Below are 26,418 nucleotides of genomic sequence, written 5' to 3' on the forward strand. Positions count from 1 at the left end.
GTCGCGCAGCGACTGTCTCGAAGCCACCCCTCGCTCAGCGCGCCCGTGCGGTCGCCGTCTGCAGGGCCGCCACGGCCCGCTCGACCTCGCCGACGAGCTCGGCCAGCAGGTCGTCGGTGTCGTCGGTGCGCCCCGCGTCCCCGTGCGCCTCGAGCCGGGCGGCGGTGGCGCCGACCAGCGGCAGGCCGAGGTTGAGGGCGCTGCCCTTGAGCTGGTGCGCGGAGGTCATCAGGCCGTGCGCGTCGCCGGCGTCCGCGGCGTCGCGGATCGCGACGACCTGGTCACCGACCCGCGCCATGAAGGAGGCGGCGGTGCGCTCGAAGAAGCTGACGCCGTCCTTCTTGAGCTCGTCGAGCATCTTCATCCGGTCCGGGTCCAGGATCGAGGAGGACGGTACGTCGGGGACGACCGGGCCGTCGGCCGCCGGCGTCGGGGCTGCCGCCGGCGCCTCGCCGGTGAGGCCCGACGACGCGCGCCCGGCCGCGGAGCGGATCCAGGAGCCGATCACCCGCTCCAGCTCCTTCGCGTCGACCGGCTTGGTCAGGAAGTCGTCCATGCCGACGGCCAGGCAGCGCTCGCGCTCGCCCTCGAGGGCCGAGGCCGTCATCGCGATGATCGGCACCCGCTGACCGGGCGGCTCGTGGGCGCGGACGGCGCGGGTCGCGTCGAAGCCGTCGAGGCGCGGCATCCGGCAGTCCATGAGGACGGCGGCGTACCGGTGCGGCCGGGCCAGCATCTCCACGGCCTCGGCACCGTCGTTGGCGACCTCCACCGCGCACCCGAGGCTCTCGAGCAGCCCGGTGGCCACGAGCTGGTTGACGTAGTTGTCCTCGACCACGAGGACTGTCACGCCGAGCTCGGGCTGGGCGGGAGCGGGCACCGGGCGCTGCTCGAGGGCGGCGGCCACGACGCCGATGAGGGTGTCGTACAGCTCGGAGTGACGCACCGGCTTGCTCAGCGCCGCCCGGATGCCCGCGGAGCGGGCCGACTGCGAGCCGACCCCCTGGTCCGAGGACAGCAGCAGCATCGTCAGCTGGCCCAGTGCCGGGTCGGCGCTGACGCGACGGGCCAGCTCGAGCCCGTCGGTGCCCGGCATGATCAGGTCGAGCAGCGCGATCTCGAAGGGCTGCCCGTGGCGCGCGGCGGTGCGCAGCGTGGCCAGCGCCTCGTCGGCCGACGCCACGGCGACCGGCTTCATCTGCCAGGCGGCGAGCTGCTCCTGGAGGATGAAGCGGTTGGTCTCGTTGTCGTCGACGACCAGCACCCGGCGGTCGTGCAGGAGGTGCGGCGGGCCGGACAGGCGTGCCGCCGGCGCGGTGGTGGCGCGGGCGAACGACGCGGTGAAGGTGAAGGTGCTGCCGCTGCCGAGCTCGCTGGTCACCGAGATCTCGCCGCCCAGGGCCTCGACGAGCTGGCGCGAGATCGCCAGGCCGAGCCCGGTCCCGCCGTGGCGGCGCGTGGTCGACGGGTCGGCCTGCGTGAACGCCTCGAAGAGCCGCTCGCGGGCCCCCGGCGCGATGCCGACACCGGTGTCCGTGACGTCGACGCGCAGCACGACGCGGTCGCCGGACTGCTCCGCGACGCTCGCCTGCACGACCACCTCGCCGCTGTCGGTGAACTTCACGGCGTTCGAGCCCAGGTTGGCGACGATCTGGCCGAAGCGCACCGGGTCGCCCTTGAGGAAGACGGGGACGTCGGGCTGGCACGCGACGACGAGCTCGAGCGCCTTGTCGTGCGCCGGCCCGCTCAGCACCGCGGCGGTCTGCTCGAACACCGCGCGGACGTCGAAGTCCGTGCTCTCGAGCTCCAGCTTGCCGGACTCGATCTTCGACAGGTCCAGGATGTCGTTGATGATGCCGAGCAGCGTCAGGCCCGCGCTCTGCAGGCCCTCGGCCAGTCGCCGCTGGTGGTCGTCGAGCTCGGTGCGCATCATCAGGTCGTTGAGCCCGATGACGCCGTTCATCGGCGTCCGGATCTCGTGGCTCATCGTGGCGAGGAACTCCGACTTCAGCCGGGACGCCTCCATCGCCTGGTCGCGGGCCTCCGCGAGCTGCGCGGCGCTGCGCTCGCGCTCGGCCACCAGGCTGAGCTGCCCGGCGATCTGCTCGATGAGGAAGCGGGAGTTCTCGTCCGGGGGCACCTCGTCGGCCAGCACCTCGATGACCGCGACGACGACGCCGCCGAGCTGGACGGGGATGGCGACCAGGCTGTGGGTGTCCTGGTGCGTGGTCGGCGGCCCGACCTCCAGGCGGCGGGAGATCCGCGCCCGCTCGGCGAGGCGGGGATCCGGAGGCGTGGTCCACGCATAGGCCGTCGGCAGCACGGTCGGCAGGCTCGGCCCCTGCGGGGTCATCGGGTAGACGCACACCGCCGACCACTGGGTGTACGCCGGCAGCCCGGACGCCGCGACCTCCACCGCCTCCGCCAGGCTGCTCGCCTTGTTGGCGGCCATCGCCATGTTCTGCAGCAGCTCCATGCGCCGGGTCGCCTCGGCCGCCAGCTCGTCGGCGGTCTTCAGGTCGGTGATGTCCTGCGTGGTGCCGCCCATCTTGCGCGGCATCCCGTCGGGGCCGCGCTCGACGAGCCCGAGGCCGCGCACCCAGCGCTGCTCGCCGTCGGTGCGGATGATCCGGGCGTCGAAGGAGAACTCGTCGACGCCGGCGAACGTCGACTCGACGTGCGCCCGCACCCGCGGACGGTCGTCGGGGTGGACGAACGCGAGGAAGCCTTCGTACGTCGCCGCGAACTCCTGCGGCCGCAGGTTGTAGATGCGGTACAGCTGGTCCGACCACGTGACCGTGTCCGTCGGGACGTCCCACTCCCAGCTGCCGATCTGCGCGATCCGCTGCGCCGTGGCCAGCTGGTGCTCGCGGTCCTGGAGACGCTCCATCAGCTGCTTGCGCTCGGTGTCCTCGGTGAAGCGGTGCAGCCAGCCGACCCGCACCCCGTCGTCCCCGTGCAGCGGCGCCCAGCTCGCGAGCGTCCAGATGACCGTGCCGTCGCTGCGGACCAGCAGCGTCTCGAGGTTCTCGGCGCCGGGCAGGCCGGCGTTCATGTTCGCGAGGTGCGCGGGCAGCTGGCGCTTGCCCTCGTCGTCGAGGAAGTCGGCGACGGAGAGCCCCTCGAGGCCGTCGTCCGCGCGCCGTCCCAGCAGCCGGGCCATGCCGGGGTTCGCGAACACCGTGCGGCCGTGCTCGTCGAGGACCCAGATCCCGTCGATCGTCGTGTCGACGATCCGGTTGATCATGTGCGCCCGATCGCTCATCTGGTCCCTCCCTCCGGGAACATCATCCCCTGTCGACACCAGTCCGCGTGAAGGATTGTCCCGGCCGGGGGCCGGGAGGTCTGCTGGGCGTCGGAGTCCGGCCGGTGGCCGGGGAGGTCTCCTGGGCGTGGGAGTCGTCGCACCGGTCCCCGGCGCCGGTGGCTCCCCGCACGCGCGGTCGCTTGGCTGCGCCCAGGAACCGCCCGCAGAGTTCGCTGCGCTGACAGTTCCGGTGGGGGCGGGCGGTGTGGGAGGGCTTGCTTTTACGCTCCCCGCGCGTGCGGGGAGCCCCCGCCACCGGGGCCCCCTGACGCCCGCGCCCGTGCCCGAGGGTGCGGGTGGGTGAAGGAGAGCCCAGGGGTCGGAGTGACCGCAGAGAACTCATCTACTTCCCCTTCACGTCCGTGATCGACCACGGACGCGCGCCACGCGGGGTGCGGGGGCGGCGCCCACCCGCCGCGGCGGCGTAAAAGCGACCCCACCGCCCGCCCTTGACCGGATCAGTCAGTGCACCGGTCTCCGCGGGCGGTCCCTGGGAGCAAGCGCCGCGGCGGGTGGGCGCGGCCCCCGCAGCCCACCGAGGAGCAGCCGGCCACGGTCAGCCCAGCACCCGCCGCACCCGCGGCGACCTGTTCCGAGGATTCCCGTGCGCGAGCACGGGAGTCGGAGCAGCATGTGCCCGTAACGGCACGCCGCCACGCGCGTTGGGGCCGTGGGTGGTTCGCGGCCATGGGTGCCGAGGGGGCGGACCGTGACCGAGGAGTGGCGATGTCGGGTCTCGTGCGTCGATGGATCCTGGTGGTGACCGTCCTGGCGGTGGCGATCGGCGGCACGTTCGCCGCGGTGGCCCTGAGATCGTCGGGAGGGCGCGAGCCGTCGGCCGGCCCGGCCGGGGACTGCGCGCTGGGCTACCAGCCGGTCGAGCAGGCGCTCGCCGAGGTGCGGGCCGAGATGCGCAACGAGCGCGCCGCCGCGAGGGCCGACTCCGAGGAGGCCCGCGAGGAGGCCGAGCGCGAGGAGGCGGAGCGTGAGGGCGAGGCGGCCCGGGAGGGCGAGTCCGGCGAGGACGCCGAGCTGGTCCGCGAGGCGGTCGCCGAGCTGCCGATGCTGGCCGGCACCGACCCCGACGAGTGGGACTCGCTCTGCGTCCGCAGCAAGCGCCCGGAGTCGCTCCAGGAGCTGTCGGCGATGTTCGGCGCCCGCGCGATCTCGCGGCTGGCGCCGTACGGCACCTACGCCCAGGGTGCCGCGCTGCACGCGGTCGCCCAGCGCCAGTCGATGCGCGCCGGATCCGTCCCCGGCAGCGCCGGCAAGGCGCGCCTCTACGGCCAGGGGCCGCTGGTCGTCGACGACCCGAGGTACCCCGAGGTCAACGGCCTCGGCCTCTCCGACAACTCCGGCCGCATCGACAGCTACGCCTGGGACCCGAAGGCGAAGCGCCTGTTCGCCGCCGTCGGCAACGGCGGCATCTTCCGCTCCGACGACCTCGCGCAGCACTGGAAGAGCGCCAACGGCAACCTGCCGACCACCGTCACCGGTGCCGTCGCGTGGAGCCGCGCCCGTCGCGGGACCCTGCTCGCGCTGACGGGGGAGCCGACGTTCGGCTCCTCGGCGTACACCGGTCTCGGCGCCTACTGGTCGCGCGACCTCGGCCGCCACTGGAAGCGCGCGAAGGGCCTCCCGGCCGGCGCGCTCGGCTTCGCGCTCGCGGTCGACCCGGCCAAGCCGAAGCGGGTGTACGCCGCCACGCAGCTGGGTCTCTACGGCTCCCGTGACGGCGGCCGCTCCTACCGCAACCTGCGGCTGCCGACGGGCAAGGCCTGCAAGGGCGTCAGCAACACCAACAAGCACCCCGTCTGCGCGCTGCGCAGCGTCGTGACCGACGTCGTGGTCGCCCCCAAGGGCGGCACCGGCACCACCACCAAGGCCGGCACGGTCGTCGCGACCGTCGGCTGGCGCGGCGGCCAGCGCAAGAACATCGACGGGAGCATCCAGGCCAAGCGCAACGGCGTCTACCGCTCCACGACCGGCAAGCGGAACTCCTTCAAGAAGCTCGCCGCCCCCGGCTTCGCCGACCAGGACGCGATCGGTCGCGTCGAGCTCGGCAACGCCGTGGGACCGCAGCAGGACCATGACTACCTCTACGCGCTCGTCCAGGACGCCAACCTGCTCAACAACGGGGGCGTGACCGGCATCGACGTGCCCGAGGGGGCGAAGCCGCCGGTCGGCAGCACCGTGCTGAACGGCCTCTACGTCTCGCCCGACTTCGGTGCGACGTGGACCCGGATGGCCAGCGGCAGCGAGCTCGCCGGCGACCCGACCACCGGCTCGGCGCTCGTCGGCACCGGCACCGCGACCGGCTACCAGCCCGGCGTCCAGGGTTGGTACAACCTCTGGGTCCAGCCGGACCCGACGCGCCAGACCACCGACGGCGTCCCGACCCGGATGGCCTTCGGCCTCGAGGAGATCTGGTCCAACGACGCCGCGAACACCGGCGCCCCGCTGGACGGGACCTCGCCGACGCACTTCCGCGTCGTCGGGAAGTACTTCGGCGGCAGCTCCTGCCTGCTCCTGTCCACCGGTCTCCCGACCTGCCCCGGTGACCGTGAGCCCACCGACAACAACCAGACCACCCACCCCGACCAGCAGGACGGCATCTGGATCCCGGACGCCTCGGTCGCGGGCGGCGTGCAGCTGGTCGTCGGCAACGACGGCGGCTCCTACCGCTACCGCTTCGAGGACGACGACGACTCCGAGCTCGACAACTCGCACTGGGGGACCGGCGACCAGACCGGGCTGTCCACGCTGATGCCGTACTACGCCGCGATGGCCAAGGACGGCACCGTCTGGGCGGGGCTCCAGGACAACGGCAACCTCAAGATCGACGGCAAGACCCGCAAGCAGTACGAGACGTACGGCGGCGACGGCTTCTTCGCCGCGGTCGACCCGGACGACTCGAAGACGGCGTACGAGGAGTACACCAACGGCGCCATCTCGGTCACCACCGACGGCGGCACCTCGTGGAAGAGCATCGACCCCGGCCTGACCGCGTCGAAGTTCTCCAACCCGTTCACGATGGACCCGCTGGACAGCAAGCACCTGATCACCGCTGGGCGCGAGGTCGTCGAGACCCTCGTCGGCTCGAGCACGGACTCCGGCCAGACGGCCGCGGCCGACGCGGACGCCTCCACCACGACCTGGCGGACCGTCTACAACCTCGGCACCCGCGCCCACCCGGGCGACGCCGACGCGGCCTCGACCACCACGGACCCCGACAACTCCATGTCGGCGGTCGCGGTGCGCGGTGCGGCGGCGTACGTCGGGTTCTGCGGCTACTGCGACACCCTGAACAAGCTGAGCACCAAGCGGACGCTCTTCAAGCGCGGGCTGGCGACCAACGTCGGCGGCGCGGCGAAGCCGCAGAAGGGGACCGACAAGGGCTGGCACCTCGTCAAGGCCAAGGGCCTGCCGAACCGCTACATCACGTCGGTCGCGATCGACCCGAAGCACCGCAAGCACGTCTACGTGACGCTGGGCGGCTACACCCGTCGCTGGCTCCCGCCGGGTGCCGTGGGTGACGCCAACAAGCAGATCGGTCGCGGGCACCTCTTCGTGTCGCGCAACGGCGGCAAGTCCTTCCGCAACGTCAGCGGCAACCTGCCGGACAGCCCCGCGACCTGGGTCGCGATCCGCGGCAAGCAGCTGCTGGTGGCCACCGACGTCGGCGCGTTCGCCTCGGGCAGCAAGGCGCTGACCCAGAAGCGGCCGAGGTTCGCCCCGCTGGGCGGCCTGCCGACCGCGCCGGTCACGAGCATCGCGCTCAAGCCCGGCAACCCGAACCGCGCCGTGCTGGCGATGTTCGGTCGCGGGGTGTGGACCTACGACTTCAAGAAGCGGATCCCCGTCCCGGTCGACCCCGGCCCGCCGGCGACCCCGACCATCGGCACGGCCTACCAGTCGTGGGACTTCGAGTCCGGCGACCAGGGGTGGACCACCTCGGGCGCCCCGACCTGGACCGAGGGCACCCCCGGCCACGGCACGGACAAGGCCGAGAACGCCTCCGGCAACTCCTGGTCGATCACCGGGCCGACGGGCTACGTCGACAACATGGACGCCTCCCTGGTCTCGCCGGCCGTCCAGGTGCCCGGCGGCAAGACCGTCGCCGAGTGGTGGCTGCACCTCGACACCGAGGGCGGCTTCGACCCCGTCGACGTCGAGTGGTCCACCGACGGCACCACCTGGAAGCCGCTCGGCTCGTACTCCGGCCAGAGCGCCGACCTCCCCGGCTGGACGAGGTACGCCGTCCCCTTCACCGCCCCCGCCGGCAACGTCCAGCTCCGCTTCCACTTCACGTCCGACTCCCTCTGCTCCAACCTGGGTGGGCCGCTCTGCTCGAACGTGAGTGGCTGGGAGGGTGTCCGGGTGGATGACGTGCGGGTCGGGTCGCCGGGCTGATCCGGCGGGTGCCGGAACGATCCGGCCAGGGGCCGGGGAGGCCAGCGTGGCGTGGTCGGCTGTGCTCGCGGGGTGGGCGCGGTGCGCCCACCCACCGCGGGCGCTTGCTCCCGGGACCGCCCGCGGAGTCTGCTGCAGTGATTGATCAGCTGCGGGGCGGGCGGTGGGTCGCCTTGACGCGCCCGCAGTGGGTGGGCTCCCCGCGCCCACCCGGCCAGTCACGCGCCCGTGCCCGAGGGTGCGGGTGGGTGGGTGAAGAAGGACCCTGCGGGTCGGAGTGACCGCAGCGGACTCATCCACCTCCCAACACATCCGTGATCGACCACGGACGCGCGCCACGCGGGGTGCGGGGGCGGCGCCCACCCGCCGCGGCGGCGTAAAGGCGACCCCACCGCCCGCCCCGCAACAGATCAGTCAGCGCACCGGTCTCTGCGGGCGGTCCCTGGGAGCAAGCGCCGCGGCGGGTGGGCGCGGCCCCCGCAGCCCACCGAGGAGCAGCCGGCCACGGGAAGCCCAGCCCCGCCGCACCCGCGGCGACCCCGACCCTCTGCCCCCGCGGCTGGGCCGCACCCCGCACACTGGGTCGGGGGGTGCGCCACCCCGCGACAGATCGAGCGACAGCGAGGAGTGCCTCATGGCCCTGGTCCTGGTGACGGGCGCGACCGGCTTCATCGGTCGGCGGCTGTCGGCCGAGCTGGTCGCGGCGGGGCACGAGGTGCGCGCGATGACGCGCCGCCCCGCGGCGTACGACGGTCCCGGCACCGCCGTCGCGGGCGACGTCCTCGACGCCGGCACGCTGGGGGAGGCGCTGGCCGGGGTGGAGGTGGCCTACTACCTGGTGCACTCGCTGTCGTCGTCGCGCTTCGAGGCGGAGGACGCGGCCGGGGCGAACGCGTTCGGCGAGGCGGCCGCGGAGGCGGGCGTGCGGCAGATCGTCTACCTGGGCGGGTTGGGCGCGGACGGCGACAGCCTGTCCCCGCACCTGCGCTCGCGCCGCGAGGTCGAGACGCTGCTGGGGGCCGCCGGTGTCCCCGTCACGACGCTGCGCGCCGCGATCGTCGTGGGCCACGGCGGCATCTCGTGGGAGATGACCCGCCAGCTGGTCGACGTGTCCCCGGTGATGGTCGCGCCGACCTGGGCGGCGACGCTGACCCAGCCGATCGCGCTGGCGGACGCCGTGGCCTACCTCGTCGGCGTCCTCGACCACCCCGACGCGCTCGGCCGCACCTTCGAGGTCGGCGGGGCCGACGTGCTGAGCTACGGGCAGATGCTCCAGCGTGCCGCCGCCGTCCAGAGCGGCCGCGACGTCCCGATCGTCTCGGTGCCCGTCCCGCAGCGCGGCCTGGTCGGCGGCGCGGTGACGCTGGCGTCCTCGGTCGGCCTGGCCGCGCTCACCGACGTCGACCTCGCGACCGGCCGGCACCTGCTGGGCTCGATGTCGACCGAGGTGGTCGTCACCGACGACGCGATCCGTGCGGTCGTCGACCTGGAGCCGATGGGCTACGAGGACATGGTCCGCCTCGCGCTCGGCGACCGGCTCCGCGCCGGCGAGACGCTGTGACCCGGGTGGTCGTGGTCACCCGCCGCGCCGTCTGAGAACGCCCGCGGCCGGCGACCGCGGTCGCTAGGCTCAGGTGGTGGTCACGGAGGTTCGCGCCCGTTTCAACGTCACGGAGTCGGGCCCCGTCGACGGTCGTCCGATGGTGTTCGCGCACGGGTTCGGCTGCGACCAGCACATGTGGCGCCTGGTCGCCCCGGCGTTCGCCCGCGACTTCCGGGTCATCCTCTTCGACTTCGTCGGCGCCGGTGGGGCCGACCCCGCGGCGTACGACCCCGTCCGGCACGCCACCCTCGACGGCTACGCGCAGGACCTCCTCACGTTGCTCCGCGAGCTCGACCTGCACGACGTCGTGTTCGTGGGCCACTCGGTCTCCGCGATGATCGGCGTCCTCGCCGAGGTGGCGGAGCCCGAGCGCTTCGCCCAGCTGGTCATGGTGGGTCCCTCGCCCCGCTACGTCGACGACGAGTCGTACGTCGGAGGGTTCACCGAGGACGACATCACGGAGATGCTCGAGTCGCTCTCGAGCAACTACCTCGGCTGGTCGGCGGCGATGGCGCCGGCGATCATGAGCAACCCCGAGCGTCCGGCGCTGGGCGCCGAGCTGACCGAGAGCTTCTGCCGGATGGACCCGGCGATCGCGCGCCAGTTCGCCCGCGCGACGTTCCTCTCGGACAGCAGGGCCGACCTGCCCCGGGTCACCACCCCGACCCTCGTGCTGCAGTGCAGCAACGACCTGATCGCTCCCCTCGAGGTGGGGGCCTACGTCCACGCCGCGATCCCCGGCAGCCGGATGACGGTGCTCGAGGCGACGGGCCACTGCCCGCACCTCAGCGCCCCGGACGAGACGATCGCGGCGATCGCCGCCTTCGTGCGCGCCCCCGTCGCCTGACGTGGGGACCCGATGACCCAGGAGCGCGCGGCCCGCGAGGCGTTCCTCGACGCGCTCGTGTACGACGACCCCGTGCAGCTCTACGAGCGGGCGCCCTGCGGCTACCTCTCGACGACCCCCGACGGCATCATCGTGAAGTGCAACGCGACGTTCCGGACCTGGATCGGGCGCGAGGCGGCCGACATCGTCGGGCGGTTGTCGTTCGTCGACCTGCTGACGCGGGGTGGCCGGATCTACCACGAGACGCACTACGCGCCGACCCTGCGGATGCAGGGCAGCGTCCGGGAGATCGCGCTCGACCTGCTGCACGCCGACGGGCAGCGGCTGCCGGTCCTGGTGAACGCGACGCTGGAGCGCAACGAGCAGGGCGAGCCCAAGGTGATCCGGATCGCGGTCTTCGACGCCACCGAGCGGCGTCGCTACGAGCGCGAGCTGGTCCGGGCGACCGAGGCGGCGCAGGAGGCCGAGCAGCGGGCCACCGAGCTCGCCCGGATCCTGCAGCAGGCGTTCATCCCGCCGGTGCTGCCCGCGATCCCCGGGCTCGACCTCGCGGCGGCGTACCGCCCGGCGGGCGCGGGCGACGAGGTCGGCGGCGACTTCTACGACGTCTTCCCGATCGGCGAGCGCGACTGGGTCGTCGCCGTGGGCGACGTGTGCGGCAAGGGCGTGGCCGCCGCGGTAGTGACGGCGCTGGTGCGGCACACCGTGCGGGCGCTCGCCGTGGACGGCGACGAGCCCGACCAGGTGCTGCGCCGCCTGAACGACGTGCTGCTGGGCCATGGCTCGGAGCGGTTCTGCACCCTCGCCCTGCTCCGCCTGCGCCGTGACGACGAGGCGTGGCGCGTCGTGCACGCCACCGGCGGCCACCCCGCCCCGCTGCTGCGACCGGCGGAGGGAGCGGTCGCGCCCTGGGGCGGGTCCGGGTCGCTGCTGGGGGTGCTCGACGAGCCGGCGTTCGCGTCGGCCTCGCGGGTGCTGCGGCCCGGCGACCTGCTGGTGCTCTACACCGACGGCATCACCGAGGGCCGGCGCGGCGGGGAGCTCTTCGGGGACCAGCGCCTGCTCGAGGCGGTCCCGGGCGACGGTGCGAGCGCCGACGAGGTCGTCGACGCCCTGCTGGCGGGGGTGCTGGACTTCCAGGACCAGGTGCCGCGCGACGACATCGCGCTGCTGGCCTTGCGCGTACCGCCCGCCTGACCGGCTCACGCCGGACGAGACGCTGGTCACGTCGGGCCCGGCCTGATCCGCCTCCTCCCGCGGGCGAGGGCGACATTTTCAGGAAGTCTTCAGGCGCAGCACAGTCTCGGAATCGCTTCCCACAGTTTCGGGTGGCACCGTCGACCCTCGTGCCGCGCCACCGTGCGGTGACTCCCCGACCTGAGAGAGACCCATGCGCCTGAAGCAGCACGCCCTGACCGCCGCGACCCTGGTGATGATCGGTGCTGCCGCTGTCGGCTGCGGCGGCGACGACAAGACCTCGGCCTCCGCGTCCGACTCGAGCAGCAGCGCGAGCTCGGACCCCAGCGCCTCCGCGAGCGACGCCGGCACCGCCGACTTCTGCACCGGCCTCACGTCGACCACGCAGATCACCAACGGCAAGGAGGTCGCCGCCTTCGTTAACACCCTCCAGGCCCTGGACCTGCCGTCCGACGCGCCCGCCGAGGCCAGCGAGGGCTTCGACATCTACGTCAAGGCGCTCGGCACCGTGGACGAGAGCGCGACGACCGCCGAGCTGAAGAAGATGGGCGACCTGGGCCTGTCCGCCGACGACAAGACCAAGGTGCAGTCCTTCCTCGCGTACGCCGCGCAGGCCTGCTCGCCGCAGACCTCGGAGTCCCCGAGCCCGAGCCCCAGCAAGTGACCTGAGGCCGGTCGCCCGCGGGCGACCGGCCGCACCGACGGGCCGCGGGCCGGAGCGATCCGGTCCGCGGCCTGTCGCACGTCCGGGCGGGGCGTCGTACGGTGAACCCATGGACACCGAGCTCACCCACGACCTGACCGAGCGCTTCACCAAGGAGTTCGACGCGGAGCCGCGCAACCGGCTGCTGCAGAACGCCATCACGCTCAACGAGGTCGACCAGGTCGCGCTCGACCACCAGCTCGCCCGCACCATCGACCGGTCGATGAGCCACCAGCTCGACGACTGGAGCGCGACGAACCAGAAGCAGTCCGGCCGCTGCTGGATGTTCGCGGGCCTCAACCTCCTGCGGGTCGGCACCGCCGAGCGGCTCGGGGTCAAGGAGTTCGAGTTCTCTCAGAACTACCCGCTCTTCTGGGACAAGCTCGAGAAGGCCAACCACTGGCTCGAGTCGATCATCGACACCGCCGACCGGGACGTCGACGACCGCACCGTGGCCCACCTGCTGGCCATGCCGGCCGAGGACGGCGGGCAGTGGAACATGTTCCTGGCGCTGATCGCCAAGCACGGCCTGGTGCCGAAGACCGCGATGCCCGAGACGGTGTCGTCCTCGGCCACGCGCCAGCTCAACCGCGACCTCTCCCGGGTGCTGCGGCAGGCCGCCCGCGACGTGCGCGCCCGCGCGACCGACGGCGCCGACGACGAGGAGCTGCGCGAGCTCAAGGAGGACACCCTCAAGGTCGTCCACCAGATGCTCTGCCTGCACCTCGGCACCCCGCCCACGTCGTTCACCTGGCAGTGGCGCGACGAGAAGAAGGACTTCCACCGCGATGGCGAGCTGACCCCGCTGGAGTTCGCCGAGCGCTACGTCACCGTGCCCGTCGAGGACTACGTCTGCCTGGTCCACGACCCGCGCGAGACCAGCCCGTACGGCCGCACCTTCACCGTCGAGCACCTCGGCAACGTCGTCGACGGCCCGCCGGTCGTCTACCTGAACGTCGAGATGGACACCCTCAAGCGGCTCGCCATGGAGTCGATCGTCGGCCGCGACGGACAGCCCGGCGAGCCGGTGTGGTTCGGCTGCGACGTGGGTCAGATGTACGACAAGGAGCGCGGCCTGTGGGACGCGTCCCTCTTCGACTACGACGCGCTGTACGGCGCCACGTCGGACATGACGAAGGAGGACCGCCTCCACCACCACGCCACCGCGATGACGCACGCGATGCTGCTCACCGGGGTCGACGTCGTGGAGGGGCCGTCCGGCGACACCCCGAACCGCTGGCGGGTCGAGAACTCCTGGGGCACCGACAAGGCCGACAAGGGCTTCTGGACCATGAACGACTCGTGGTTCGGCGACTACGTCTTCGAGATCGCCGTGCGCCGCGACGCGCTGCCGGCCGACCTGCGCGAGGCCCTCGACGCCCCGCCCGTCGTCCTGCCCGCGTGGGACCCGATGGGCGCCCTCGCCGACTGACCACCGCCGCTTCCGGAGGGCTCACCCCTCGAGGTCTGTTTCCCGTCGGCGCCCGTGGGTAGCGTGCCGAGCGTGGAACGCCGACCGCACGAGAACGTCGCCACCGTCCTGGTGGACCCGCGGGTGCTGCGCGACCTGGAGCTGGCCCTGGTGCCGCTGGACCTGTGGGTCTGGCCGGTCGCCACGGCACCGGTCTGCGTCGACGGCCCGCGCACGGCCTTCCAGGTCCGTCGTCGGCTCGTCGAGGCCCAGCGCGGTGCGTGGGACTGCGCCGCGGAGTGGGTGCCCGTGTGGGTCGCGTTCGGCGAGCGGTGGCGCCACGGGCACGAGCCGCTGCCGTGGGCGGCCCACGAGGCGCTGTGGAGCACGCTGGCGGAGTTCGCCGACCACGTCCGCTACCGGCCCCGCCTCGGCGGCGTGGCCCGGCTGGCCGTGCCCCGCGACATCAGCGCCTGAGCGTCCGTCCGGTAGACAGGGGTCCATGGAACCCCGAGACCACGGCCGGATCGCCCGCTCCCTCGAGCCGCTGCACGCGCTGGGGTACTTCTCCCCGGACGTCGAGGAGGCGCTCGTCGGCGCCGGGCTGCGCAAGGGACGCACGGCGTACTTCGCCTCCCGCGCCGCCGCGATGGGCCGGGTCGGCGCCGGCGTGGTCACGGCGACGTTCTACAACTTCCACCCGGGGCTGGTCGCGAAGTGCGTCCCGGCCGCCTGGGAGCAGGCCACCCCCGAGGAGGCCCTGGCGGCCCGCCTGCGCGGCATCGACAAGTCCTACCGCCGTCTGCTCGGCGACGACGTGCTCGCGTCCCCGGAGGTCGCCGAGGCCGCGGCGCTCGCGCGCCGGGCCAGCGAGGGGTGCACCGCGCCCGGGCGCCCGCTGTACGCCGCCCACGCCGACCTGCCCTGGCCGGAGGAGCCGCACCTCGTGCTCTTCCACGCCCTGACGCTCCTGCGTGAGCACCGCGGCGACGGCCACCTCGCCGCGCTGCTGGCCGCCGGGCTCAGCGGCCTCGAGGCGCTGGTGACCCACTGCGCGACCGGCAAGGGCTTCGTCCCGGCCGTCGCCCAGCTCACGCGCGGCTGGTCCGACGAGGAGTGGGCCGCGGCCACCGCGGGCCTGGTCGAGCGGGGGCTGCTGACGCCCGAGGGCGGCCTCACCGACGCCGGCCGCGACCTGCGCCGCCACGTGGAGGCCGAGACCGACCGGATGGCTGCCGCGCCGTGGGTCCACCTCGGCGACGAGGGTGCCCTCCGCCTCGCCGAGCTCGGCCAGCCCCTCGTCGCACGGGCCCTCGCCAACGGGGCCTTCCCCGACGGGGTCTTCGCCTCGGCCTGACCGCGACGCCGCGGCGTCGCTGCGGCGTCGCGCCGGTCAGCGGGCCGGGCGGCTCACTTCGGCGGCAGCGTGGCGACGTACGCCGTGCCGACCCCGGCCCAGCGGGCGACGGCCTCGTGGTCGGCCGGGTCGACCTGGACGTGCAGCCAGCCGTTCATGGGCCGGCCGCGCATCTCGAAGCGCTCGACGCCGGGCTCGGCCACCAGGACGTCCGTGGCGGCCGGGTCGCAGCGCACCAGCAGCCCGTCCTGGCCGCTCGCGCTGACGGCCATGTGACCGGCCACCAGGAACGCGAGGCCGCCGAACATGGCCTTCTCGGTCAGGTCGGGTGTCCCGGCCAGCTCGTCGCGCAGTGCGGCGGCCAGCCCCTCGTCGTACGCCATGGCACCAGCATGCGGCACCCCGCGCGCGGACGCGAGGCTCAGCGCAGCCGGGCGAGGTACGCCGACGCGTGCTGGACGTCCCGCAGCCGGCTCTCCCAGGTCACGCCCAGGACGGTCAGCAGCGTGCCCGCCAGCCCGATCAGGACCCACTGCGGGGTGCCGCCGGCGTACGGCGCCAGCTCGCGCAGCACCACCAGCGCACCGGCCGCCGACCCGACCACCAGGGGAGCGCCCCAGCGCAGCCGGAGCCCGGCGAGCACCAGCCCGAGGCAGCCGAGCCCGAGGAGCAGTGCCCGCAGCGTGACCGGGTCGCCGGTCAGGACCCACAGCAGCGACGGCACGGTCGCGAGGACGAGTCCGGGCGCGAGTGCCACGGCAGTTGACGAGCCCGGCTCCCGGCGCAGGTGCGCCAGGCCGACGAGCACGAGGGCGACAGCCGTGGGGAGCGTGTAGGCCTCCGGGGCGTCGACGCCCAGGTCCGCCAGCCGGACCCAGGTCGCTGCGGCCAGCAGCAGGCCGCCCGGCCAAGCGAGCAGGCGACGCGACGGGTGCACGAGAGCGCTCGCGGTGACGAGCGCGCCCGCGAGCGTGAGGTGCAGGGCCAGCGAGGTGTCCTGGTCGGTGGCGACCGCGATCGACGCGACGGCGGCGACCGCGCCCGCGAGGGCTGCCGAGCCCTCGAGCAGGGGACGCGGCCGGGCGATCGCGAGCAGCCCGACGACCAGCAGCAGCGGGGCCGCCCGGAGGGCCTCGTCGAGACCGACGACCTCCCCGGCCGTCCACAGCAGCGCGGCCAGCGCGGCCGGGAGCACCGTCTCGCCGGCGAGGACGACGTCGGCGCGCGCCCCGCGCAGGGCGGCCGTCGCAGCGGCGCCGACCACCGCCAGCAGCGCGACCAGGGTCAGGCCCGCGCTCGGCAGGGCGACGACGGCGGCGGCGAGGCAGACAGCGGCCCCGGCCGTGGAGGCCTGGAGCCCGCCGTCGTCGTGACGGCGTACGCCCAGGGCCAGCAGGGCGGCGCCGGTCGCCAGCAGCGCGACCACGACGGTCCCGAGGGGGACAGGCTGCAGCGCGAGCGTCCCGACCGCGGCGAGGACGACGAGCGGGGCGACGCTCCGCGCGATGGTCGTACGACGGGGGGCGGGTGCGACCGCGAGGCCGGCGAGCAGCAAGCCGAGCGCGAGGGGGACCAGCAGGGCGGGGCTGGCGCCGCCGTCCACGGGCTCGAGGCGCACCCCGAGCGGGCGGGTGAACGGTGCACCGACACCGAGGACGGTCGCGATCGCGGAGGCGACGAGCCCGGCAGCGACGACCGCCACGACGAGGGCCGCGAGGGCCATCGGGGCTGCGGGGGCCGCGAGGCGGCGCCGGTCGACGACCAGCGCCACCGCGGACCAGACGAGCAGCCCGGCCAGGGCGACGAGGGCCAGGCGGGTGGTGCCGTGGTCGACCCCCGGCAGGGCGATCGCCACGCTCGCGAGGACGGCGGCGGCCGCGAGGCCGGACGTGACCGCCGCGGACGGGGCGCGGGCCACCAGCGGCAGCAGGGCGAGGACGGCGGCCGTGGCCAACGTGACGCCGTGGCCGTCGGCCCACAGGGCCGCGAAGGAGGCGTGGTCGGCGGCGTCGGCGAGGCCGGATGCGACGAGCACGAGCCACCAGCCGAGCGCGACGGTGAGCGACGACCCGAGCAGGACCGGCCGCGCCTGCGACCGGGCGAGCAGGGCGAGGGCGGTGCCGGCGAGGACGGCGACCGTGGCGACCACGTCCGGGTGGCCGGTGGCGTCGAACGCCCCTGCGGCGGCCACCAGGAGGCCGAGCGGCGCGACGACCTCGGGGGCGGTGAGCCGCGTCCGGCCGGCGAGGGCGAGCACCAGGGCCACCACGAGCAGCGTGCCGCCCACGGCGACCGCGAGGCCGGAGGTGTCCAGGTCACCCAGCCAGCCGGCGTTGTCCGCGCCGATGACGTCGAGGGTGAGGAGCCCGAAGGCGACCACGGTGAGGGCCTCCCCGGCGAGGCGCAGGTCCTTGCGGGCCAGCTGGTGCCCGAGGCCGCTGCTGAGGACGGTGAGGGCGACCAGGATCGCGGTCCGGCCGCCGACGCCGAGCCACGACCACGCGACGGCGAGGAACGTGACGGCGGCGACCAGCAGGCACAGCGCGCCGAGCGAGAGCAGGATCCGCGGGACCGAGGGGGCCCCGAGGCCGCGCCGGCGCGGAGCCTCCGCCCGGGAGGCTGCGGGGTAGGCCTCCGGCGTCCACGCCTCGGCGACCGGCGCGAAGGCCGGCGCGGTGAGGCGCAGCTCGGCGAGCAGCCGGTCGGCGGTGCTCAGCGTCTCGAGGAGGCGAGCGGCCAGGGGCCCCTGGAGGGGGAGCCGGCAGCGGGGGCAGGTGGCGGGCCCGACGGGCAGCACGGCGTGGCAGTCGGGGCACAGGGAGGGGTCGGCGTAGCGCGGCATGTGCTCATTGAGCCCGCTCCCGCGCGCCGCGGACAGGGTCCGAGGACTCAGGCTCCTGGGCCCGGGTGCTCAGACGAGGGGGGACTCAGGGCTGCAGGCGCGCCGGCAGCGCGGCGTACCCGCGCAGGATCCGGGTGGTGCGCCGCCGAGCCCCGGGCTCGAGCCGCAGGTCCGGGAAGCGCTCGACGACCGAGCGCAGCCCGACCTCGCCCTCCATCCGCGCGAGCGCGGCGCCGAGGCAGTAGTGGCGGCCCGAGGAGAAGGAGACGTGGTCGGCGGCGTTCTCCCGGTGTACGTCGAAGCGGTCCGGGTCGGCGAACACCTCCGGGTCCCGGTTCGCCCCGGCCAGCAGCGTGGTGATCACCGCGCCCCTCGGCACGGAGACCCCGGCGACCTCGGTGTCGCGGGCGACGGTGCGCCCGGTGAGCAGCACCGGCGGGTCGTAGCGGAGCACCTCGTCGACGGCGTTCGGCCACAGCGAGGGGTCCTCGCGCAGCGCGGCGAGCTGCTCGGGGTGCTCCTGCAGGAGCGCGATCCCGTTGCCGAGCAGGTTGACGGTGGTCTCGAACCCGGCCGCGAGGACCAGGCCCGCGGTGGCCTTGAGCTCGGCGTCGTCGAGGCCGCGGCCGTCCTCGTCGCGGGCCTGTACGAGCTGGCTGAGCAGGTCGTCGCCGGGGTTGCGGCGTACGGCGAGCAGGTGCTCGCCCAGCCACTGCTCGAACTCGGTGAGCGAGGCCTCCACGTCGCGGAACGTGCGCCAGGACAGGCCGAGGTCGAGGCTGGGGGCGGCGCCGGTGCCGAAGCGCAGCACGCGGTCACGGTCCTGCTCGGGGACGCCGAGGATCTCGGCGATGACGGTCACGGGCAGCTGGGCGCAGTAGGCCTCGACGAGGTCGACCGGCCGGGTCGGGTCCAGCCCGTCGAGCAGCTCCTGCGCGATCTGCTCGGTGCGGCCGCGGAGCCGCTGCACCGCCCGCACGCTGAAGACGCGGGTGACGAGCTTGCGGTAGCGGGTGTGGTCGGGGGGCTCGGTGACCAGCAGCGACGGCGGCGTCAGCGGGCCGATCGGCGCGGTCCGCGCGGCCCAGCTGTGCAGCCGGCCGAGCGGTCCCTCGGGGCCGAACTCCACGCCGGCCCGCACGTCGTTGCTCGTCAGCACCTCCTTGACCACCGGCTGGGAGGCGGTGACGAAGGCGAAGCGGGAGCGGTGCAGCGGGCCGTCCTCGCGGATCTCGCGGAAGAGCTCCAGCGGCACCGTGTCGGTCTGCGTCGTGGCCTCGATCAGCCGGCCGTGCAGGTCGCCCCGCTTGGCCGAGCCGCGGATCGCGACGCGGGGGAGGGCGTGGCCCAGGCCCCACCGGACGGTGGCGGCGGCACGGTGCTCGAGCGGGGACGTGAGGCTCATCGACGGCTCCTCGTACGGCGTCTCACTACTGAATCACGTTCAGTATGCCAGTGCGGGGGTGGTCCGGACCGGCCGACCGGATGCTGGGTGTGGACGCGGCAGGCATGCTGAGGACCTACCCCGAGGAGCCCCCATGGCCAAGAAGAAGCCGACCGCCGAGCAGAAGCTGACCGCCACGGTCGCCGACCTGCGGGCCGCCCTCGAGCGGTCGCAGGACAAGCGCGCGGCCTGGAAGAAGCGGGCCACGAAGGCGGAGGCCCGCGTCGTCCGGCTGGAGCGTCGCCTCGCCAAGGTCGAGAAGAAGGCCCGCAAGCTCGTCGGGGAGGTCGCCGCCGAGGTGCCCGCCGAGGTCGTCGCGGCCGCGCCGGTCGAGGCTCCCGCCGGGGCGCGGACCGAGGTGTCCGTCGCCGCCACGCCCGACAGCACCTGGACGGTGGCGCAGCTGCGCGACGAGGCCCGCCGCCGCGGGCTCACGGGCCTGTCCGGCAAGACCAAGGCCCAGGTGTTGGCCGCGCTGGCCTGAGTCGTCGACGCCCGGAACGACGAACGCCCCCGTCGGAGTCCGACGGGGGCGTCCTGCAGGTCCAGGACCTGCGGTGCTTGTGGGCAGGGGCGGGGTCGAACCGCCGACCTATCACTTTTCAGGCGATCGCTCGTACCGACTGAGCTACCTGCCCAAGCGAGGGAAAAGATACATGAGCGCGATCCCGGCCACGAATCTGCGCTGCAGACCGGGACGGCGGCGGCCCTCCTGTCAGTTGCGACGGTAGGGCTTGTAGTTGCTGCTTCCCGACCACGAGGACCAGTACGGGTAGGGAACCACCTGAGAGAACGTGTATCCCTGAACCCCGTTCTCCTCCCACGACACGTAGTGAGTGCGCGAGGAGTCAGTCCAGCCCATGAAGATCGCGACGTGACCGTTGTTGCCGGAGGCGGAGTTCAGCATGAAGTCGCCTGGACGGAGGTCGTCCTTGCCGATCGGATGCATCACCTGTGGAAGCGTGACGGTCGTGTAACTCGACGGCAGGCCGAGTGCCATCGAGACGAATCCCGAGCAATCCTGTCGGTACTTTCCGTACTGGTTGGTGTAGTACGAACCCTGGTCGTAGGGGACCCGAGCATCGAGCCATGACTTGGCCCTCGTCGTCAGGTCGTTGTTGGCGGGTGCCGGTGGCGGACTCGAGCAGCCCGGCGTCACCGGGTCGTTGCTGCCGGTCTGCAGGTCGACGTCGGCAACCCAGTGGCCGTCGTTGACCTGGTACCAGAGGTCGTCGTACCCGCCGGGAAACGAGCTGCTGTAGTAGCCCTTGACCGGCTGACCGTGGACGAAGCACGTCAGCGTGAGCCGGCTGCCGGCTGTGTAGACGCCATCCTGGGTCGAGTTGAGTGTCGCGCTTGACATGCGCTGGGTCGTAGCCATGACCCGCGCATTGGTGGTGTCGGCGACCGGCTGGTCAGCGCAGGCGGGGACGACTGGATCCAGTGTTCCCGTCTCCAGATCCACATCGGCCACGTAGTGACCGTCGTCCACGCGGTACCACAGGTTGTCCCAACCGCCGTTGGGGAAGGACGAGCTGAAGTAGCCCTGGACGGACTGTCCCCGCTGATAGCAGCTCAAGGTCAGCACCTGTCCGTTCTCGTACCAGCCCTCTTGCGTGGAGTTCAGGGTCGACTGCGTCATGCGCTGCGTACGGGTGGCAACTCGCCCGGTGACGGGCGGAACGGGAACCTTCGTCGTTGCTGCGCTCAGGACGGTGCGGTCCACGTAGCCACGCGCATGACCAGTGACGCTGACGCTGAGAGCCTGGCCGATGTTGGCACTTTCGACCACGTACTGGGGCGAGGTCGCGCCCCCGATCGGGACGCCGTCCGACAGCCACTGGTAGGCGAAGCGGATGTCGGGTGGTCCCCACGTGCCGGCCTGAGCGCTCAGGGTGCTGCCGAAGGACGGTGATCCTCCGATGGAGGGGATAGGGAGATTCGAGAAGGACGCCGGCGGCACGATCGGGGTCGACCGGCTGCTTCTCGTCACCGCGGGGTGGCCAGCCCTGTGACCGGTCACTGACACGGAGATCGTGTGACCGACTTGGGCGGTCGTGAGGGCGAACTGCTTCTTGGTGGCGTGGGGAACACGCCGAGAGTCGGCCCGCCATCGGTAGGTGAAGGTCGTGCCGCGCGGCCACGTGCCCGTGCGTACCCGCAGAACCTCGCCGACCTGGATCTTCCCGACGACCTGTGGTCGGGCGTTTCCGGTCCGGTCCCACGTCTTCGCCTCACCACGCCCTGCCGTTGCGGGCCCGGCGATCCCCAAGGAGACGATGACGCAGGCAAGCGCCGTGATCAGCGTGATCCTGGACCTCGCTGACAGGCCCTTCCGGGCTCCGTGCTCGACGATGGGTTCGGAGGACTGGCGGGCGCGACCGTCGTTCATGGGCATGTTCTTAATCGACTTCGGCCCTGGCGGGTCGGTAAATCGCGAAAGTCGCGCCCCGGAGGGTGCGCGCAGGCGTTTCCGAGACGGACCAGCGGGCCTTTTGGAGCCGATCCGCGCCCGCCCCTATGCTGTCGGGGCAGTCCGGCCCCCATCGTCTAGCGGCCTAGGACGTCGCCCTTTCACGGCGGTAGCACGGGTTCGAATCCCGTTGGGGGTGCGACCTGGTGGTGCCGGTCGGCCCGATTGGGAGACACCGACACCGATGGGTTAGAGTTCCAGCGCTTCACCAGTGAGTCACCTGGCCCCGTAGCGCAGTTGGTTAGCGCGCCGCCCTGTCACGGCGGAGGCCGCGGGTTCGAGTCCCGTCGGGGTCGCAGAAGAACGCTCCGGATCACCTGATCCGGAGCGTTCTGCATTTGTGCCGCTCCGCGATGATGGGGCCGTGCCCGTGGACCTGAGCCGCTCCGACTTCGAGGCCCTCGTCGACCGTGCGCTCGACGACATCCCCGACGAGCTCGCCTCGCTCGTGCAGAACGTCGTCGTCCTCGTCGAGGACGACGCGCCCGCCGACGAGCCCGACCTGCTCGGGCTCTACGACGGCATCGCGCTCACCGAGCGCTGGGGCGACGGGGTGATGGAGCTGCCGGACCGGATCTTCATCTTCCGCAAGCCGCTGCTGGCCTTCTGCGACACCCCCGAGCAGCTCGTCGAGGAGGTCCGGATCACCGTGGTGCACGAGATCGCCCACCACTTCGGCATCGACGACGACCGTCTGCACGAGCTCGGCTACGCCTGAGCCAGCCACCAGCCCAGCGCGCACGCGGCCAGCGCCACGGGCACGGTCGCGACTGCGTACGCCGTGCCCCCGGCCCAGCCGCGGGCGTGGGTGCGCACGGCGAAGGCGGAGTACGTCGTGAAGCCGCCGCAGAAGCCGGTGCCCAGCAGGGCGAGGGCGTGCTCGCCGAGCGACAGACCGGAGAAGAGGCCCAGCAGGAACGACCCGACGACGTTGACCAGCAGCGTCCCCCACGGGAAGCGGCCGTCCAGCCAGTGCCCGGCGAGGTAGCGCAGCGGGGCGCCCACGGCCGCACCGAGCGCGACGAGCAGCGGCGTCACCGGTCACCGTCCGCGTCGTCGAAGGACGTCCGCTCCGGCGCGGTGGACAGGCGGTCCGCCAGCGCCACCGCGACCAGGCAGGCGACCAGCGTGCCGAGGAGGTACGCCGCGGCCATCGCGGCGTGGCCGTCGGCGAGCAGCGCACGCGCCTGCTCGGAGTACGCCGACAGCGTGGTGTAGCCGCCGAGCACGCCGGTGCCGAGCCCGACCGTGAGCAGTGCGGATCGGCGTACGGCCGCGAGCGCGGGCAGTAGCGCCAGCGCGAACGAGCCGCTGACGTTGATCGCGAAGGTCGTCCAGGGGAAGCCGGAACCGTCGGGGACGAGCTGGCCGAGCGCCCAGCGGAGCAGGGCCCCGAGCGCACCGCCCAGGGCCACCGCCGCGACCATCCGCGGCGGGGGAGCAGGGGTCACGACACGCTGCTGCGGCGACTCGTCATCGAGGAATCGTGCCACGCCTGCGGGGCCTCGCCACGCTCCTGGCGGACGAACTCGCCGAGGAACCACCGCTGGAAGAGCCGCTGCTCGGGCGAGCGGGCCAGCGAGAGCAGGCGCTGCTCGCGGCAGAAGTCGTCGGCGAGGTCGAGCAGCTCGAGGAAGCGGCCGACCGTGCTGGCGCCGTCGGCGGCGATCGCGACGCGGAGGTCGGTGGTGTTGCGGCGGCTGCGGATGGCCTCGTCGATCTGGTAGGCGCCGATGCCCTCGCTCAGCTGGCGGTCGAGGGCGCCGAAGTGGTCGGAGAGGGTCTTGGCGAGGGGGTACTTCTCCTCGTGCGCGAGCGCCAGCAGGCGGACCTCGCGACGCAGCTCGCGGTAGTGCATCTGGAAGCCGAAGAAGCTGCGCAGCGGCACGCCGTGGAGCTCGATCTCGACCAGGCCGTCTCCGGGACGGGGCCGGGCGCTCGCGTCGGGGAGGCCGGTGATGACGCCGTCGACGCCCTCGTCGCCGGGCTCGGCGGCGGGGTCGAACCAGACCACCTTGCCGAACTCCTCGATCTCGGCGCCCCAAGCGGTGGAGCAGCGGGACACGATCGAGAGGCCGCGCCCGAAGGTGACGAGCAGGTCGTCGTCCTCGTCGTCGAAGCCCATCGACGGCAGCAGCGGCGGCTGGCCGGTGGAGTCGCTGACCTCGACGCGCGGGTGCTCGCGGGTGCCGCGGACCCGGACGGAGATGGGGGCCTCGGCGTGCAGCAGGGCGTTGGTCACGAGCTCGGAGACGCCGAGCTGGGCGCACTCGACGAGGTCCTCCCGGCCGATCTCCTCGAACACCTCCGTGACCCACCGGCGTGCGTTCTGCACGCCGCGGGGACCCGAGCCCAAGGACAGGGCTGGCCTGCTCAGCGGCACGGTGGACCTCACGGGGGGACGGGATCGGGGCAAGTCGTTCGAAGGCTGCTTACCCGGCGTCCTCGCGGGGCAAACATCGGTTGGTCAAAAATGAGACCAGTCCGGCCGCCGGTCAAGAGGCATGTGATCGACCAGACGATGGGCGGATTGGTCTTTGGGTGCGCGGCGGCGGGAGAATGATGGCAAGGGACACACGGATCCACCGCGCAGGAAGGTTCGCCATGGCAACCACGCAGCAGCAGGCACCGGGCCAGCGTCACCAGGTCGTGGTGATCGGCTCCGGCTTCGGAGGGCTCTTCGGCACCAAGGCCCTGCGCCGGTCCGACGTGGACGTGACCATGGTGGCCAAGACGACCCACCACCTCTTCCAGCCGCTGCTCTACCAGGTCGCGACCGGCATCCTCTCCGAGGGCGAGATCGCCCCGCCGACGCGCGAGGTGCTGAGCAGCCAGCAGAACGCCCAGGTCCTGCTCGGCGAGGTCACCGACATCGACCTCGAGGCCCGCACCGTCACCTCGCAGGTGCTCGGGCGCGAGACGGTCTCGGCGTACGACTCGCTGATCGTGGCGGCGGGCGCCGGCCAGTCCTACTTCGGCAACGACCAGTTCGCCGAGTTCGCCCCCGGCATGAAGAGCATCGACGACGCGCTCGAGCTGCGCGGCCGGATCTTCGGCGCCTTCGAGATGGCCGAGCTCGGCGCCGTCCGGGGCGACAACGTCGACCACCTGCTGACCTTCGTCGTCGTCGGCGCCGGCCCCACGGGCGTCGAGATGGCCGGCCAGATCGCCGAGCTCGCGCATCGCACGCTGCGCCGCGACTTCCGCGCCATCAACACCCGCACCGCCCGCGTCGTCCTCGTCGACGCCGCGCCGCAGGTGCTGCCGCCGTTCGGCGAGAAGCTCGGCGCCAAGGCCAAGGCCGAGCTCGAGGGCCTCGGCGTCGAGGTGATCCTCGGCGCGATGGTCACCGACGTCGACGAGCGCGGCATCGAGATGAAGTTCAAGGACGGCCGCGTCGAGGTCATCAACACGGTCACCAAGATCTGGGCCGCGGGCGTCCAGGCCAGCCCGCTCGGCAAGACGCTCTCGGAGCAGTCCGGCGCGCCGCTCGACCGGGCCGGCCGGATCAGCGTCAACCCCGACCTCACGCTGCCCGGCCACCCCGAGGTGTTCGTGGTCGGCGACATGATCGCCCTCGATCACCTGCCCGGCGTCGCGCAGGTCGCGATCCAGGGCGCGAAGTACGCCGCCAAGGAGATCACCGGCCGGATCAAGGGCGAGCCCTCGCAGCCGCCCTTCAAGTACTTCGACAAGGGCTCGATGGCGATCATCAGCCGCTTCCGAGCGGTCGCGATGGTCGGCAAGCTCCGCCTCACCGGCGTCATCGCCTGGCTGATGTGGCTCGCCGTGCACCTCGTCTACATCACCGGCTTCAAGAACCGCGTCACCGCGGTCCTGCACTGGTTCGTCTCGTTCCTCGGCCGCGGCCGCTCGGAGCGCACCACCACCGAGCAGCAGATCTTCGCGCGCAGCGCGCTGGCGCGGCTCAAGCGCGGTGCGGCCGACCTGGTCTCCGACCCGGGGGCGTACGACGCCGCGCGACAGCTCCTCGAGACGACCCGTCGCGCCGAGCTCGAGGCGCAGGCCGCCGAGGAGGCCCGGCTCACCGACGCCGGCCAGCGCGGCGTGCCGGCGGCCGAGCGGGTCTGACGCGGGCCGGCTCCGGCCGGCCTCGACTCACTCGAAGCGGGACGGGAAGCCGCTCTCCTCGAGCCGCTCGCGCGCCCAGCGCGGCAGGATGAAGACGCCCTCGGCCTCGACGGTGACGCCCTCGGCGTCCGCGAGGTGGCCGACCGCGTAGGTCTTGATGCCCTCGACCCGGTCGATGTGCGCCTCGGCGCGCAGCGGCCCCAGCGGGGTGGCACGGCGGTAGCGCAGCGTCAGCGTCCCGGTCATGCCGGGCTTGCCGCCGGCGCCCGCGGCCTCGCCGAGCATCTGGTCCAGCACCAGGGCCGCGACCCCGCCGTGCACCAGCCCCGGCGGTCCCTCGTAGGCCGCGCCGAGGTCGAAGTCCGACCACGCGCGCCCGCTCTCCTCGTGGTGGATCACCAGCGGCGGCGCGACCGCGTTGCGCGTCCCGACCACCGCGTTGCCCCAGGCCCGGCTGCCGCCGCTGGGCGTGAAGCGGACGCCGTACGACCCCTCGAGCTGGCGGGCGCGCAGCCGGGCGGTCACGGCCTCGATCTCGGCCTGGGCCGCGCGGACGGTGTCGTCGTCGACCTCGGTGCGGATCGCGGCGTCGACCAGCTCGCGGATGCTCTGGGTCAGCGGCCCGTAGAGCGCCTTCTGGCGGGCCACCTCGGCGGCGGTGACGTCCTCCTGCGCGTAGCGAGCCATGCCGCGGAGTCTAGAACGTGTTCCAGTCGACCTCGACAACCG

Annotated in this window: 20 protein-coding genes and 3 tRNA genes; 13 read left to right on the forward strand and 10 right to left on the reverse strand. The window is 73.2% G+C overall.

Annotation, left to right across the window (positions count from 1 at the left end):
* Positions 1-34 precede the first annotated feature (34 nt).
* Entirely contained in the window at positions 35-3,265 is a 3,231-nt protein-coding gene (locus H5V45_RS13950) for a response regulator (protein ID WP_185253484.1), read from the reverse strand.
* A 768-nt stretch (positions 3,266-4,033) separates the two neighbouring features.
* Here H5V45_RS13950 and H5V45_RS13955 point away from each other — a divergent pair.
* The 8 genes from H5V45_RS13955 (at position 4,034) to H5V45_RS13990 (ending at position 14,838) form a co-directional block, all read left to right on the forward strand.
* Positions 4,034-7,720, forward strand: coding sequence for a hypothetical protein (locus tag H5V45_RS13955; RefSeq protein ID WP_185253485.1), 3,687 nt, complete (start codon positions 4,034-4,036; stop codon positions 7,718-7,720).
* A gap of 634 nt (positions 7,721-8,354) precedes the next feature.
* The gene (locus tag H5V45_RS13960; RefSeq protein WP_185253486.1) at positions 8,355-9,281 is read left to right on the forward strand and encodes an NAD(P)H-binding protein; all 927 of its coding nucleotides are present in this window, start codon (positions 8,355-8,357) and stop codon (positions 9,279-9,281) included.
* A gap of 76 nt (positions 9,282-9,357) precedes the next feature.
* Positions 9,358-10,170 carry an alpha/beta fold hydrolase gene (locus H5V45_RS13965; RefSeq protein WP_343061562.1) on the forward strand — a complete coding sequence of 271 codons (813 nt, stop codon included), beginning with the start codon at positions 9,358-9,360 and terminating at the stop codon, positions 10,168-10,170.
* A 12-nt stretch (positions 10,171-10,182) separates the two neighbouring features.
* Positions 10,183-11,367, forward strand: a complete 1,185-nt coding sequence (locus H5V45_RS13970) for a PP2C family protein-serine/threonine phosphatase (protein WP_185253487.1) — start codon at positions 10,183-10,185, stop codon at positions 11,365-11,367.
* A gap of 193 nt (positions 11,368-11,560) precedes the next feature.
* Positions 11,561-12,031 (forward strand): hypothetical protein, encoded by a 471-nt coding sequence (locus tag H5V45_RS13975; RefSeq protein WP_185253488.1) that lies wholly within the window; start codon positions 11,561-11,563, stop codon positions 12,029-12,031.
* A 109-nt stretch (positions 12,032-12,140) separates the two neighbouring features.
* The gene (locus tag H5V45_RS13980) at positions 12,141-13,502 is read left to right on the forward strand and encodes a C1 family peptidase (protein ID WP_185253489.1); all 1,362 of its coding nucleotides are present in this window, start codon (positions 12,141-12,143) and stop codon (positions 13,500-13,502) included.
* Between the two features lie 72 nt (positions 13,503-13,574).
* On the forward strand, positions 13,575-13,958 hold the full coding sequence (locus H5V45_RS13985; protein ID WP_185253490.1) for a hypothetical protein: 384 nt from the start codon (positions 13,575-13,577) through the stop codon (positions 13,956-13,958).
* Between the two features lie 25 nt (positions 13,959-13,983).
* On the forward strand, positions 13,984-14,838 hold the full coding sequence (locus tag H5V45_RS13990; protein WP_185253491.1) for an SCO6745 family protein: 855 nt from the start codon (positions 13,984-13,986) through the stop codon (positions 14,836-14,838).
* 53 nt (positions 14,839-14,891) lie between these two features.
* Here H5V45_RS13990 and H5V45_RS13995 read toward each other — a convergent pair whose 3' ends face one another.
* From H5V45_RS13995 to H5V45_RS14005, 3 genes are all read right to left on the reverse strand, one after another.
* Entirely contained in the window at positions 14,892-15,221 is a 330-nt protein-coding gene (locus H5V45_RS13995; RefSeq protein WP_185253492.1) for a TfoX/Sxy family protein, read from the reverse strand.
* Positions 15,222-15,259: 38 nt separating this feature from the next.
* Complete coding sequence (locus H5V45_RS14000; protein ID WP_185253493.1) at positions 15,260-17,680, reverse strand: SCO7613 C-terminal domain-containing membrane protein; 2,421 nt, start codon at positions 17,678-17,680, stop codon at positions 15,260-15,262.
* Between the two features lie 85 nt (positions 17,681-17,765).
* Positions 17,766-19,085: a cytochrome P450 gene (locus H5V45_RS14005; RefSeq protein ID WP_185253494.1), complete on the reverse strand. Its 1,320-nt coding sequence runs from the start codon at positions 19,083-19,085 to the stop codon at positions 17,766-17,768.
* A gap of 133 nt (positions 19,086-19,218) precedes the next feature.
* On the opposite strand from H5V45_RS14005, the gene H5V45_RS14010 reads away from it, so the two are divergent.
* Positions 19,219-19,608, forward strand: coding sequence for a hypothetical protein (locus H5V45_RS14010; RefSeq protein ID WP_221634013.1), 390 nt, complete (start codon positions 19,219-19,221; stop codon positions 19,606-19,608).
* 80 nt (positions 19,609-19,688) lie between these two features.
* Here the strand turns inward: H5V45_RS14010 and H5V45_RS14015 are convergent.
* Together H5V45_RS14015 and H5V45_RS14020 are read right to left on the reverse strand one after the other, a co-directional pair.
* Positions 19,689-19,762, reverse strand: a tRNA-Phe gene (locus H5V45_RS14015).
* Between the two features lie 77 nt (positions 19,763-19,839).
* Complete coding sequence (locus H5V45_RS14020; RefSeq protein WP_185253495.1) at positions 19,840-21,522, reverse strand: hypothetical protein; 1,683 nt, start codon at positions 21,520-21,522, stop codon at positions 19,840-19,842.
* A gap of 141 nt (positions 21,523-21,663) precedes the next feature.
* Between H5V45_RS14020 and H5V45_RS14025 the strand changes: the two genes are divergently transcribed.
* From H5V45_RS14025 to H5V45_RS14035, 3 genes are all read left to right on the forward strand, one after another.
* Positions 21,664-21,736: transfer RNA gene (locus H5V45_RS14025), tRNA-Glu, on the forward strand.
* A gap of 83 nt (positions 21,737-21,819) precedes the next feature.
* Positions 21,820-21,893 (forward strand) — tRNA-Asp (locus H5V45_RS14030).
* A 68-nt stretch (positions 21,894-21,961) separates the two neighbouring features.
* The gene (locus tag H5V45_RS14035; RefSeq protein ID WP_185253496.1) at positions 21,962-22,315 is read left to right on the forward strand and encodes a metallopeptidase family protein; all 354 of its coding nucleotides are present in this window, start codon (positions 21,962-21,964) and stop codon (positions 22,313-22,315) included.
* Here the strand turns inward: H5V45_RS14035 and H5V45_RS14040 are convergent.
* From H5V45_RS14040 to H5V45_RS14050, 3 genes are read right to left on the reverse strand one after another with little or no spacing between them, the layout of a single operon-like run.
* Positions 22,306-22,635 carry a CrcB family protein gene (locus tag H5V45_RS14040; protein WP_185253497.1) on the reverse strand — a complete coding sequence of 110 codons (330 nt, stop codon included), beginning with the start codon at positions 22,633-22,635 and terminating at the stop codon, positions 22,306-22,308. The two genes, H5V45_RS14035 and H5V45_RS14040, sit on opposite strands and share 10 nt — an antisense overlap.
* Positions 22,632-23,048 (reverse strand): CrcB family protein, encoded by a 417-nt coding sequence (locus H5V45_RS14045; RefSeq protein WP_185253498.1) that lies wholly within the window; start codon positions 23,046-23,048, stop codon positions 22,632-22,634. The genes H5V45_RS14040 and H5V45_RS14045 overlap by 4 nt, the downstream gene beginning before the upstream one ends.
* Positions 23,045-23,932 (reverse strand): ATP-binding protein, encoded by an 888-nt coding sequence (locus tag H5V45_RS14050; RefSeq protein WP_185253499.1) that lies wholly within the window; start codon positions 23,930-23,932, stop codon positions 23,045-23,047. The genes H5V45_RS14045 and H5V45_RS14050 overlap by 4 nt, the downstream gene beginning before the upstream one ends.
* A 269-nt stretch (positions 23,933-24,201) precedes the next feature.
* Here H5V45_RS14050 and H5V45_RS14055 point away from each other — a divergent pair, with 269 nt between their 5' ends.
* Entirely contained in the window at positions 24,202-25,689 is a 1,488-nt protein-coding gene (locus H5V45_RS14055) for an NAD(P)/FAD-dependent oxidoreductase (protein ID WP_185253500.1), read from the forward strand.
* Positions 25,690-25,716: 27 nt separating this feature from the next.
* On the opposite strand, the gene H5V45_RS14060 is transcribed toward H5V45_RS14055, so the two are convergent.
* Entirely contained in the window at positions 25,717-26,376 is a 660-nt protein-coding gene (locus tag H5V45_RS14060; protein ID WP_185253501.1) for a PaaI family thioesterase, read from the reverse strand.
* Between the last annotated feature and the right edge of the window lie 42 nt (positions 26,377-26,418).

The sequence above is a fragment of the Nocardioides luti genome (assembly GCF_014212315.1).
GTDB lineage: Bacteria > Actinomycetota > Actinomycetes > Propionibacteriales > Nocardioidaceae > Nocardioides > Nocardioides luti.